Here is a 12903-nt window from a genome sequence, read left to right on the forward strand (position 1 = left end):
CATCACGTACAGCTGATGGGCTCCGGCACCATCCTGCGTGAAGTGCGTGAAGCGGCGAAGATTCTGCGTGAAGAGTTCAACATCGGCGCTGACGTATGGAGCGTCACCAGCTTCAACGAACTGCGTCGCGACGGCCTGGCCGTTGAGCGCAGCAACCGTCTGAAGCCTGGCCAGAAGCCTAAGCAGAGCTACGTTGAAGAGTGCCTGAGCGGCCGTAAAGGTCCGGTCATTGCCTCTACCGACTACATGAAGCTTTTCGCCGAGCAGATCCGTCAGTGGGTACCGTCCAAGGAATTCAAAGTCCTGGGCACCGACGGTTTCGGCCGCAGCGACAGCCGCAAGAAACTGCGTCATTTCTTCGAAGTCGACCGTCATTTCGTGGTGTTGGCAGCCCTGGAAGCACTGGCTGACCGTGGTGATATCGAACCTAAAGTCGTGGCCGAGGCCATCGTCAAGTTCGGCATCGACCCGGAAAAACGCAACCCACTGGACTGCTGAGGAGACATTTTGTGAGCGAACTCATTCGCGTACCTGACATCGGCAGCGGTGAAGGTGAAGTAATTGAACTGTTTGTGAAGGTCGGCGACCGTATCGAAGCCGACCAGAGCATCCTGACCCTGGAATCGGACAAGGCCAGCATGGAAGTGCCGGCCCCGAAAGCCGGCGTCATCAAGAGCCTGAAAGTGAAGCTGGGCGACCGTCTGAAAGAAGGCGACGAACTGCTCGAGCTGGAAGTCGAGGGCGCCGCGCAAGCGGCTCCTGCGCCTGCCGCTGCACCGGCGGCAAAAGCTGAAGCCAAACCGGCTGCTGCGCCTGCTGCCGCTGCTCCTGCGCCAGCCGCTGCCCCTGCTGCCGCTTCGGTGCAGCAAGTGCACGTGCCGGACATCGGTTCGTCGGGCAAGGCCCAGATCATCGAGATCCAGGTCAAGGTCGGCGACACCGTCGAGGCTGATCAGTCGCTGATCACCCTCGAATCCGACAAGGCCAGCATGGAAATCCCGTCGCCTGCCGCTGGCGTGGTCAAGGCCATCAGCGTCAAGCTCAACGACGAAGTCGGCACTGGCGACCTGATTCTGGATCTGGAAGTGGCGGGTGCTGCGGCCCCTGCTGCTGCCGCTCCGGCTCAGGCTGCTGCGCCGGCCGCTGCCGCTGCGCCTGCTCCTGCGGCAGCCCCGGCTGCTCCAGTTGCCGACAGCGTTCAGGACATCCACGTTCCGGACATCGGTTCGGCCGGCAAGGCCAAGATCATCGAAGTGCTGGTCAAGGCTGGCGACAGCGTTGAAGCCGACCAGTCGCTGATCACCCTCGAATCCGACAAGGCCAGCATGGAAATTCCATCGCCTGCCGCTGGCGTGGTGGAAAGCGTTTCGATCAAGCTGGACGACGAAGTCGGTACCGGCGACCTGATCCTCAAGCTGAAAGTCAAAGGCGCAGCCCCTGCTGCTGCCCCGGCTCCAGCTGCCGCTGCTGCAAGTGCTCCGGCACCTGCCGCTGCTGCTCCGGCTGCCGCTGCACCTGCTGCCGCCGCTCCGGCTGCTGCTCCGGCCAAGCCTGGCGCGAAAGTTCACGCCGGCCCTGCCGTGCGTCAACTGGCCCGTGAGTTCGGCGTCGAGCTGAGCGCTGTTGGCGCCAGCGGTCCGCACGGTCGCATCCTCAAGGAAGACGTGCAGGTTTACGTCAAGGCGATGATGCAGAAGGCCAAGGAAGCGCCAGCTGCTGGCGGCGCAACCGGTGGCGCGGGCATCCCGCCGATTCCGGTCGTGGACTTCAGCCGCTTCGGTGAAATCGAAGAAGTGCCGATGACCCGCCTGATGCAGGTCGGCGCTGCCAACCTCCACCGCAGCTGGCTGAACGTGCCGCACGTGACGCAATTCGACTCGGCGGATATCACCGAGCTGGAAGCGTTCCGCGTTGCGCAGAAAGCCGTTGCCGAGAAGGCCGGCGTCAAGCTGACCATTCTGCCGCTGCTGCTCAAGACCTGCGCGCACCTGCTCAAGGAGCTGCCGGACTTCAACAGTTCGCTGGCGCCAAGCGGCAAGGCGATCATTCGCAAGAAGTACGTCAACATCGGCTTCGCGGTCGACACCCCGGATGGCCTGCTGGTACCGGTCATCAAGAACGTCGACCAGAAGAGCCTGCTGCAACTGGCCGCAGAAGCTGCTTCGCTGGCTGAAAAAGCCCGCACCAAGAAGCTCTCTTCGGACGAGATGCAGGGCGCCTGCTTCACCATTTCCAGCCTCGGCCACATTGGCGGCACCGGCTTCACGCCGATCGTCAACGCGCCGGAAGTGGCGATCCTCGGTGTTTCCAAGGCAACCATCCAGCCAGTCTGGGACGGCAAAGCCTTCCAGCCGAAACTGATGCTGCCTCTGTCGCTGTCCTACGATCACCGTGTGATCAACGGCGCTGCTGCCGCACGCTTCACCCAGCGTCTGGGCAGCCTGTTGGGCGACATCCGCACCATCCTGCTGTAAAGCAATCGGCCCTCCGGCAACGGAGGGCCGATCGCGTTCCACGTTTTCGAGCGCCACACGCTCGTACCTCAACCCCGTCAGTTTGACGGGGCTTTTTTTTGCCCGCAGAAAAGTTTAAGCGCTTTTATTCCTACAACTTCGGTCCACTTAAGCCACGAGCCCAGTCGACTTCGCGCCGATATTTTTTCTCCGTTGACAACTAACCTTGGCGACGCAAGTTGAACGAACAACTTGTTCAAAACTGACTGTTATTCAAGTATCACTTCGAATGGATTCGAATATGTTCAAACCGACTGTCGGCCCGATTATTGGCCATGTAACAACTGATCACGCCCGTATATTCATGCGCGGCGACTCACAAAACAATGCCACGGTATTTGCCGGCCTGCGTTATCGAAAACTGGACAGCACACAATGGTCAAAGGGTCACTTTGCCCGTTTGAATGCATCACGCGATCTTTGCCAGGTCTTCTCATTGAATGATCTGGACAGTCATTGCGAGTACGAATACCAGACAGGCTGGTTCAGCCCGATGAACCCGGTGCATACCGTTGAAAGCATCGCCGAATTGCCATTGCAATGGCCGCGCGAGATCTACCGCTTTCGTACCCGCGCCAGTGCCCCCGCGCTGCCGCGCGCTTATATCGTCGGCTCCTGTCGCTACCTGCGCATGACCGCCGGCGTTGCCTCCTTGCCCCAACTCGGCGACCGCATATTCGCCTCGATCAATCAGTTGATCGAAGGCGCCGAGCCACCGATCAGCGCCACCCTGATGACCGGAGACCAGATCTATGTCGACGGCCTCAACCTGATCGCCCCGGATCGCGAGTACAAGGATATTCTGCTCAAATACCGCGCCGCGTTCTCGCAACCGAATATTCAGCGGCTGATGTCCGGCACCTCTACTTACATGATTCTCGACGATCATGAAATTGAAGATAACTGGCCGGCCAAAGCCAGCAAGTCTGATCATGAGTTATATCGCAACGCGATGGCCGCCTATGAAATCTATCAAGCCAGCCACAGCCCGGTGCATGAACTTACAACTAACGAAGCGCTGAATCGGGCAAAACCCGAACACTACTGGTACCAATTCAGCGACGGCGATATCGAATGGTTCGTGACTGACAGCCGTACCCGACGCAACTTGTCAGCCGATGATCGCCGCATTCTCGATGAGGCGCAGGAACAGGCGCTGCTCAAGTGGCTGATCAACAGCCCGGCGCGGGTGAAATTCGTCGTGACCAGCGTAATGTTCTACCCGGATCGCAAACAGCTTGGCGACGACGCCTGGAAAGCCTTTCCGGAACAGCGCCTGCGCCTGCTGGAAACCATCCGCACCCGCCAAATCAGGAATGTCATCTTCGTCTCAGGGGACGTTCACGGCTCGCTGACCGCGCGCCTGACCCACAGCGAAGACCCGGACTTCGAAGTCCACACCATCGTCTCTTCGCCGTTTTACAACAGCAAGCTGCTGCCGTATGCCACGGCGTCGACGTTCCTCCTCGATCAACCGCTGGTGACAACGGCGGCGGGTGATTATCGGCATGAGCTGACGAGTACCGTGGTCAGTGAGGACAACTTCGCGCATGTGCTGGTCGAGTCTGATCAGATTTTGGTCAATTACCATGATCGCGAGGGTAAAAAGCTGCAGTCAGTCGGTATAAATTTGCGCTAACCCTATAAAGATCGCAGCCTTCGGCAGCTCCTACAGGACATCGTATTCCGTGCAGGAGCTGCCGCAGGCTGCGATCTTTTGCTCTTTTCAACCACCCACTGGAGAAATGCCCCGAGCGGCCGACACATTCTTATAGCACTTGGCCTTCATCTCTCTTGTCAGTCGGTGCCGCAATGATGCAACCTTGCCGCAGGCAACAGTAAAGAGGGCGAGAGCCCGGCGCGTTCAGCATATTTCCAAGCGAGTTCCCTTCATGAAGAGCCAACCCGATGCCGCCAGCCGTATGGTGGCCGAGGTAGTGACGCAGTTGCCTGTGCCCTCGCGGCTCGGCATGCTGCGTTTCGAGCGCTTGAATGAAGCCAGCTGGGCGATGCTGTTTCTCGACCCCAACTGCGAACGCCAGTTCGGCCAGCCGGCCGTCGAATTGTGCGCACTGGTCGGCTCGCCCTACGCCAGCCTGATGGAACCCGAAGCGCGCTATCAGCTGCACGACGCGATCCAGCAGCAACTGCGCGACAGCCCGCACTATCTGGTGCGCTACACGCTGCACACCGCCGCCGGCGTGCTGAGCATCCTCGAACTGGGCGAAGCCTATAAACAGCACAATCGGCACTTGCTGCGCGGCTATCTGCTGGCAGTCGATGATGTGTTCGACGAGGCGCCAGCGCTGCCCTCCGTCGACCTCGAAACCCAGAACTCGCGCCTGCAGATCGCCCTCGAACTGAACCAGCGCGCCCAGCAGGAACAACTGCAGCACCTGGACCGAGTGCGTGCCCAACAGGATCTGATTCTGCTGCTCGCCCGCCAGCGTTACAGCAGCCACAACTCGCTGCAAGAAGCCGCCGAACTGATCACCCGCTGCGCCTGCGATATCTATGAGATCGACTGCGCCAGCCTGTGGAACCTCGAAGGCAATCTGCTGGTGCCGATTTCGGCGTATCACCGCGCGACCCAGGAATATCTCCTGCCCGAGGTGATCGACATCAGCGGCTTCCCCGATTACATGGAAGCGCTGCACGGCAGCCGCGCCATCGACGCGCACAATGCGATGCGCGACCCGCGCACCCGCGAGATGGCCGAAGCCCTGCGTCCGCGTGACGTCAACGCCATGCTCGACGCCAGCATCCGCGTCGACGGCCAGGTGGTCGGCGTGCTCTGTCTGGAGCAGACCGGCGTCACCCGTGCCTGGCAGTCCGACGAAATCGCCTTTGCCGGTGAGCTGGCGGATCAGTTCGCCCAAGTCATCAACAACCACAACCGCCGCACCGCCACCAGCGCCCTGCACCTGTTCCAGCGCGCGGTCGAGCAAAGCGCCAACGCCTTTCTGCTGGTCAATTGCGACGGCGTGGTCGAGTACGTCAACCCGAGCTTCACCGCGATCACCCAGTACTCCACCGAGGAAGTCCACGGCCAGCGCCTTTCGGAGTTGCCGGCTCTGGAAAATCTCAGCGAGCTGCTGTTCGACGCGCCCTCGGCGCTGGCCAAGAGCAACAGCTGGCAGGGCGAATTCAAGAGCCGCCGCAAGAACCTCGAACCGTACTGGGGCCAGTTGTCGATCTCCAAGGTGTATGGCGACAACCGCGAACTGACGCACTACATCGGCATCTACGAAGACATCACCCAGACCAAGCTCGCGCAGCAGCGCATCGAGCGGCTGGCGTACACCGACAACCTGACCAACCTCGGCAACCGCCCGGCATTTATCCGCAATCTGGACGAACGCTTCGCCCGCGATAGCGATACGCCGATCAGTCTGCTGCTGGTGGATATCGACAACTTCAAGCGGATCAACGACAGCCTCGGGCACCAGACCGGCGACAAACTGTTGATCAGCCTCGCCCGGCGCCTGCGCAACAGCCTCAGCCCGAGCGGCAGCCTCGCGCGCTTCGCCAGTAACGAATTTGCGGTGCTGCTCGACGACACCGACCTCGCCACCGGCCAGCAGATCGCCAACCAGTTGCTGGCGACCCTCGACAAACCGATGTTTGTCGACAACCAGCTGATCAGCGTCACCGGCTCCGTGGGCCTGGCCTGCGCGCCGCTGCACGGCCGCGATCCGCAAACCCTGATGCGCAACGCCGGCCTCGCCCTGCACAAGGCCAAGGCCAACGGCAAACATCAGGTCCAGGTCTTCACCGAAGCGTTGAATGCCGAAGCCAGTTACAAACTGTTCGTCGAGAACAATCTGCGCCGCGCCCTGACTCAGAACGAGCTGGACGTGTTCTATCAGCCCAAACTGTGCCTGCGCAGCGGTCGCCTGCTGGGCATGGAAGCGCTGCTGCGCTGGAACCACCCGGAACGGGGGATGATTCGCCCGGACCAGTTCATCAGCGTTGCCGAAGAGACCGGCCTGATCATCCCGATCGGCAAGTGGATTGCGCGTCAGGCCTGCCGCATGAGCAAGGCCCTGACCGCCGCTGGCCTGGGCAACCTGCAAGTGGCAATCAACCTCTCGCCGAAACAGTTCTCCGATCCGGATCTGGTCGCGTCCATCGCCAACATCCTCAAGGAAGAAGCGCTGCCGGCCAATCTGCTCGAACTGGAGCTGACCGAAGGCCTGTTGCTGGAAGCCACCGAAGACACTCACTTGCAGCTCGATCAGCTCAAGCGCCTGGGCCTGACCCTGGCCATGGACGACTTCGGCACCGGTTACTCGTCGCTCAGCTACCTGAAGAAATTCCCGATCGACATCATCAAGATTGATCGCAGCTTCATCCACGAAATCCCTGACAATCAGGACGACATGGAAATCACCTCGGCGGTGATCGCCATGGCGCACAACCTGAAGCTCAAAGTCGTGGCCGAAGGCATCGAGACCGCCGAGCAGCTGGCGTTCCTGCGTCGCCACCGTTGCGACGTCGGCCAGGGCTACCTGTTCGACCGACCGATCCCCGGCGGCGAACTGATCCAGGCGCTCAAGCGCTATCCGCGCGGGCCGCTCTGTCTCTAGCCCCCCACAGATTTCCCTGTCGATGAATTACCCTTGTGGGAGCGGGCTTGCTCGCGAATGCGGTTTGTCAGGCAATGTTGATGTCGACTGACACACCGCATTCGCGAGCAAGCCCGCTCCCACATTTGAATAGTGCGAAATCCGGCATCATTCGGCACACTGGCGGTCTGACTTTTTACATCCCATCCTGACTGAGAGGAACGATCATGGTTCTGCGCTCGGAAATTCTGGTGAACAAGAACGTGCTACCGACCAAAGATCAAGCTCTGCCCGGCCGCGAAACCGCGATGACCCTGCCTGAAAAGCATTTCGTCTTCGAAGAAACCCCATTGCTCGGCCCGTTCTTTCAGGACGTCGACTTTGCGATCTTCGGCCTCGGCTGCTTCTGGGGCGCGGAACGCCGCTTCTGGCAGCGCGAAGGCGTGGTCAGCACCGTGGTCGGTTATGCCGGCGGCTACACGCCGAACCCGACCTACGAAGAAGTTTGCTCGGGCCTGACCGGCCACGCTGAAGTGGTGTTGGTGGTGTACGACAAGGCCAAGGTCAGCTACGCAGAGCTGCTGGCGATGTTCTGGGAACTGCACAACCCGACGCAGGGCATGCGTCAGGGCAACGACATCGGCACCCAGTACCGTTCGGTGATCTACGCGACCTCGCCAGAGCAACTGGACGCGGCGCTGAAGAGCAAAGCGCTGTATCAGGCTGAACTGTCGAAGGCAGGCCTGGGTGAAATCAGCACCGAGATCGAGCAGGCGCCGACCGTGTACTTCGCCGAGGCCTATCACCAGCAATACCTGGCGAAAAACCCTGAAGGTTATTGCGGGATCGGTGGCACCGGCGTGTGCATGCCACCGAGCCTGGCGGGTAACTGACTTAAAACTGTGGCGAGGGAGCTTGCTCCCGCTGGGGTGCGAAGCGCCCCCAAAACTGGTGAACGCGTTCTTCAGGAAGAACCGGCTCTCCGATTTTACGACTGCTGCGCAGCCGAGCGGGAGCAAGCTCCCTCGCCACAAGTTCTGCGACTCAGCTTTCAGCGATCAACCAGTCCATCTGCCACCCACCCTGGGTCTGCCCAAGCTTCTTCGACAACCACGGCAGCAGCTCACGCAATTCTTCCTCCAGCCCCCACGGCGGATTGGCAATCGCCATCCCGGAGCCGTTCAGGCTGTTCGGCGTATCCAGCGGATGCACCAGCAGTTCCACGCGCAGTAACTTCGGCGCACCGGTACCGGCCAGGTCCTGATAGAAGCGCCGCAACGCACGTTGGTCCTTTACTGGGTACCAGATCGCCGCCACAGTCTGGCGCATGCGGCCAATCGCTTCTTTCAGCGACGCCGCACACTTTTGCATCTCATCAAGCTGCTCGAACGGCGGATCGATCAGCATCACCGCGCGTTTCTCCTGCACCGGCAACATCGCCCGCGCCACATGCCAGCCCTCGCCCAGATGCACCTTGACCCGACGGTCGCCGGCCATGTTCTCTTTGAGCTGCACGCCGTCTTCCGGGTGCTTCTCGTTGAGCATCACCCGATCCTGCGGCCGGGTCAGACGCCGCGCCAGCTCCGGCGAACCCGGGTAGTAGCGCAACTGGCCATCCGGGTTCATCTCGTGCAGCACCTTCATGTAGTCGGCGGTCAGCGCCGGCAGATCCGGCTGATCCCACAACCGCGCGATGCCTTCCAGGTACTCGCCGGTACGGTTGGCCTGATCACCCTGCAGGTCATACAGACCGATGCCGGCGTGCGTGTCGAGATAGGCAAACGGCTGCTCCTTGCGCGACATCAGGGCGATGAGGCGGGTCAAGGTCAGGTGTTTGAACACATCGGCGTGATTGCCGGCATGGAAGGCGTGACGATAATTCATGGCTGCTCCTGCGAGGGCCGTGAAGTTTACCTTTTACCGGCCGGCAAGTCAGGGGTTGGCGGCCGAGCGGGCCCCAACAGCAAAGATCGCAGCCTGCGGCAGCCTACACAGAATTGGCGTACCCCCTGTAGGAGCTGCCGAAGGCTGCGATCTTCTGCTCTTGCCTGGGTGGCGAGGGGATTTATCCCCGATGGGCTGCGCAGCGGCCCCAAGACCTCAATCCCCCATTTCGTCTGACACGGCGACAGCCGGGTTGCGCCTGCTACGCAGCCGAGCGGGAGCAAGCTCCCTCGCCACAAAAACGCTCCCAAGCTTAAAGGGACAGGTTGCCGAGGCGTTTACCGATGACATCCAGCACATCGCAGCCGTCACGCAGCGGAATGGCGCAGAGCATGGCGAAGTCGCTGAGGATGATCGAGTCGCACTCGACCGAGCCGCGCATGCACATGTTTTCCAGCACCTGGATCACGGCGCGGATGCGGTGGTTGGCGGCGTCCATGAGGATGTCGAGGGGGACTTGGGTGTCGATGAACAGAGTGGGCATGTCGCTGCAGTTGCCGGTCAGGGCCATGAAGCGGTTGTCGGGATGGGGGATGATTTTTTCGTAGGGTGGGTCGGGTTTAAGCATCGTCATATTTTCTACCATGGATGTAAAAATGAACTGCCTCGCTCCTTCCTACGGGATCGGGTGGCAGCTGTGCGCGGGAGTAGGAACCGACCCATGGAATTCGGCCACGCCAAAGCGTGCCCCGCACACAGCCGCCGCTAAAAATATTGCTGGCACAAGTTACATGTCGCAATTAAATCAACAGCGCTGATGCACCATAGGTAACGGGTTCCTACACCCTGTCACCACTCTCGCGGTGACAACGAAAAGACTATCCCTGCTACCCAACGCCCACCAGTTCATGAAAGCCGCCGCAACTCGCGGGAAATTTCCGAAGCCTTCGCCCGGAAATTTCATTCTGCTTCGTCCTGCAAATACCCCAATAACGCCGCTTGCGAGGATTCTTCCGACGCCGAAACCTGAAAAAACTGCCGAACCTTGCAGCGCAACACAGCCTGCGGAAACGCCTCGTACAGCGCAGGATGCTCCTCGCTCAGCCACTGCAGCGCATTACCGATCCGGACTGCATTGCCTGCTGAAGCCAGTACCGACTCAGGTACTTTCCACCAAGGAAACACCCGCCCCGAAACCTGCGCCCTGCCCCCGATCTCCACGGCCTGTCCATTGATCAAGCCGCGCGAGATCACTGGCATCAACTGCGCCAATTGCACTTCGTCGGACTGCAGGATCGGCAACACAAACCGCCCATCCCAGAAGCGAAAAAACACCGCTGTGCCGTCCGGCATCAGCACTTGAGTCAGGCTGCGAAAGTGCTCAACTACCACCTCAAGGCTCGCCGAAGACACCGCCAACCAGCCCCAGTCGCGAGATTCGGAAGAGGCCACCCAATCGAGAAGTTCACTGTCCGCCGCGACAATTCCCACGAAGGGCATCACTGCGTCCCACTCGGCGTAAATCGTGTCCGCCCAGATCGGGCTCGGTGCAACCAGCGGTGGCCTGGCGTCGCTGGCGTTACTCAAGATCGCGAACAGTTGCTCCGAAGCTTTCAGCGGTTCACGCGCCAGCCACTCTGAAGGCGTAAGGCGCTCAGGCTGCACAGACACCGTCCTTGCAGCGTTCGCACTCCTCGCAGAATGGCGCATCACCTTTAAAGCTCATGATTTGTGCGGCGGTGAGCATGGCCGCTGGTGCGGCTGCAAGTTTTGCCGGCAGCCCCGGCACACTCGGCGCCGCGCTCATCGCCGCCATGGGCGCCCCACCCACAACAATCGGCACGCTACTGAAGATCCCGCCGGGGCCGATGTTGATCCACTGCCCGCCGGCCTGAATCGTTGCGCTCGCGCCGCCGTCGATCACCACTTGTTGCCCGGCACTGAGGTGGATTTGCGCGCTGGCGCTGGTGGCCTGATTGCTCACCCGAATATGCCGATCGCCGACCACCGTCAGGTGATCGTCCTGCTTCACTTCGGTCTGGCGCTGACCGTGGGTGATGCGCTGCTCGTCGGCCTTTAATTCATGCTTGGCAAGGCCAGTGACGACTATGCTGCGCTGGTTGTCGACCTGCACCTGTTGGTCGTGCAGCACGTGCTGGGTCCAGTTGCGCTGGGCGCGCAGGTAGATTTCCTCGGCGCCCTTTTTGTCCTCGATGCGCAATTCGTTGTACCCGCCGCCACCGGGGCTGCTCTGGCTGCGGAAGATGCTGCGGGTCTGGTCGGCGGGCAAGTCCAGCGGCAGCGGAGTTGCGGCGTTCGGCAGGCAACCCATCACCAACGGTTTGTCGGCATCGGCGTCGATGAAACCGACCAGCACTTCCATGCCGACCCGCGGGATCAGCACGCTGCCGTAATGGTCATGCGCCCAGCCCGTGGCGACGCGCAGCCAGCAACTGGAGTGTTCGTTGAGCTCGCCGTCGCGATCCCAGGCCAGTTGCACCTTGACCCGGCCGTACTCGTCGCAGTGGATTTCCGTGCCTTGCGGCCCAGTGACCACGGCCGGTTGATAGCCAGGCATACGCGGTTTTTCCGGCCCCAGTGTCGGGCGAAAGAACACCGCCCACGGCGTAGCAAGAAAGGTATTACGGTAACCCTGGAATGCTTCGCCATCGCTGGTCACCGATTCTTCCAGCACTTGCGGCTGTCGCCCACGGTGCTCGATGGCAGTGAGCAGCCACAGGTCATTCCAGTCCTGGCGCGGATGCTCGCTCAGTTGCAGGAAATGTCCGCAAACCAGTGCGGATACGTCGCTGATGCCCTCGGCCTGACGGTAGTCGGCGACATGCCTTTCAAGCGCACGTTGCGCCAGATGCCTGCCAGTTTCACGGTCGTTGAATTGGCCGGGAAAGTGATAGTCCTCGAGCACCGGGCGCTGTTCACTGTCGCTGCGGCTTTGCAGTTGCAGACGCGGTTTTTCGAAGTTGTAGTCGCGCCGGGTGACCACGCTGGTGCGGGTTTCCAGCCGGACATTGAAGCGCTTGATCGCCGGCGCCGTCGACGCCATGCCGCTGCCCGGCAAATACAGTGTCGGCTCGGCGAGGCGCGGGAACACCGTTTGATCATCACCGAACACCAACACATGCCCGTCCGGGCTGTGCTGAAAGTGGTAATGAATGCCAACCTCGGCACATAGCCGCTGAATGAACGCCAGATCGCTCTCGGCGTACTGCACGCAATATTCACGCACCGGGTAATCACTGCCGAGACGAAATTCGAAGGCATCGCGCAGGATTGCGTGGTCCTTGAGGATTCGCGCGACAATCTGCGGCACCGTCTGATGCTGGAAAATCCGCTGGTTGATGCGGTGTCCGAGGTAAGTCAGACGCGGCACAAGGCTGACGTGATAACGCGTCAGACGCTTCCCGGAGTCGCCCTGCCCGACCTGATAAATCTGACCGTGGATGCCACTGCCAGCGGCATCGAAACTCAGAAATGCCTGACGGTGCAGCAAGCTTTCGAGGTCCAGATCCGGTCGTTCACTGACCAGTTCCAGCTCGAAACGAAAGGGTTGGCTGATGGCTTCCTTGCCGGTGAACTCAAGGACTTTGAGATCAAATTGGCCGCCTTCGAGGGTCAACGTGAAACGCGGTTGATTGGCAGGCGCGAACATCCGATGTCTCTCTGCAGAATGAGGGCGGGCGATTCTGCATGAGGGGCAAGGGGTGTTGGGTGGGTGACGGGAAAATCAGATTTTCCCTACTTTTTCTGGCGAAAAAACCTTCGGCTATTGGCGCAATCGACTACAGACATATCCCCAAACTCACCACCATCCCTTGTAGGAGTGAGCCTGCTCGCGATAGCGGTGTGTCAGTGGCAAGAATACCGACTGAAACACCGCTATCGCGAGCAGGCTCACTCCTACAGGGGAATTGCGGTAC

Annotated in this window: 9 protein-coding genes; 5 read left to right on the forward strand and 4 right to left on the reverse strand. The window is 60.6% G+C overall.

Going from position 1 to position 12903, the window contains the following annotated elements; all coding sequences use genetic code 11:
* The 5 genes from ACIOUG_RS15210 to msrA form a co-directional block, all read left to right on the forward strand.
* A partial coding sequence (locus tag ACIOUG_RS15210; RefSeq protein ID WP_401066691.1) for a transketolase-like TK C-terminal-containing protein occupies positions 1-498 on the forward strand: 498 nt, incomplete at its 5' end.
* An 11-nt stretch (positions 499-509) separates the two neighbouring features.
* Entirely contained in the window at positions 510-2474 is a 1965-nt protein-coding gene (gene aceF / locus ACIOUG_RS15215) for a dihydrolipoyllysine-residue acetyltransferase (RefSeq protein WP_401066692.1), read from the forward strand.
* A 280-nt stretch (positions 2475-2754) separates the two neighbouring features.
* The gene (locus ACIOUG_RS15220) at positions 2755-4152 is read left to right on the forward strand and encodes an alkaline phosphatase D family protein (RefSeq protein ID WP_401066749.1); all 1398 of its coding nucleotides are present in this window, start codon (positions 2755-2757) and stop codon (positions 4150-4152) included.
* A gap of 253 nt (positions 4153-4405) precedes the next feature.
* Positions 4406-7102: a putative bifunctional diguanylate cyclase/phosphodiesterase gene (locus ACIOUG_RS15225; RefSeq protein ID WP_401066693.1), complete on the forward strand. Its 2697-nt coding sequence runs from the start codon at positions 4406-4408 to the stop codon at positions 7100-7102.
* A gap of 206 nt (positions 7103-7308) precedes the next feature.
* A complete protein-coding gene (gene msrA / locus ACIOUG_RS15230; protein ID WP_401066695.1) occupies positions 7309-7974 on the forward strand; it encodes a peptide-methionine (S)-S-oxide reductase MsrA in 666 nt (221 codons plus the stop codon).
* A 151-nt stretch (positions 7975-8125) separates the two neighbouring features.
* Here msrA and ACIOUG_RS15235 read toward each other — a convergent pair whose 3' ends face one another.
* The 4 genes from ACIOUG_RS15235 to ACIOUG_RS15250 all read right to left on the reverse strand — a co-directional run bounded on the left by ACIOUG_RS15235 (position 8126) and on the right by ACIOUG_RS15250 (position 12635).
* Positions 8126-8965 (reverse strand): 23S rRNA (adenine(2030)-N(6))-methyltransferase RlmJ, encoded by an 840-nt coding sequence (locus ACIOUG_RS15235; RefSeq protein WP_003220988.1) that lies wholly within the window; start codon positions 8963-8965, stop codon positions 8126-8128.
* Between the two features lie 313 nt (positions 8966-9278).
* Complete coding sequence (locus tag ACIOUG_RS15240) at positions 9279-9599, reverse strand: hypothetical protein (RefSeq protein ID WP_097087106.1); 321 nt, start codon at positions 9597-9599, stop codon at positions 9279-9281.
* A gap of 326 nt (positions 9600-9925) precedes the next feature.
* Positions 9926-10630 carry a DUF4123 domain-containing protein gene (locus ACIOUG_RS15245; protein ID WP_401066696.1) on the reverse strand — a complete coding sequence of 235 codons (705 nt, stop codon included), beginning with the start codon at positions 10628-10630 and terminating at the stop codon, positions 9926-9928.
* Complete coding sequence (locus tag ACIOUG_RS15250; protein WP_401066698.1) at positions 10620-12635, reverse strand: type VI secretion system tip protein VgrG; 2016 nt, start codon at positions 12633-12635, stop codon at positions 10620-10622. The genes ACIOUG_RS15245 and ACIOUG_RS15250 overlap by 11 nt, the downstream gene beginning before the upstream one ends.
* Positions 12636-12903: the final 268 nt, after the last annotated feature.

It is taken from the genome of Pseudomonas sp. NPDC087803 (assembly GCF_044742995.1).
In the GTDB taxonomy this organism is placed as follows: Bacteria; Pseudomonadota; Gammaproteobacteria; order Pseudomonadales; family Pseudomonadaceae; genus Aquipseudomonas.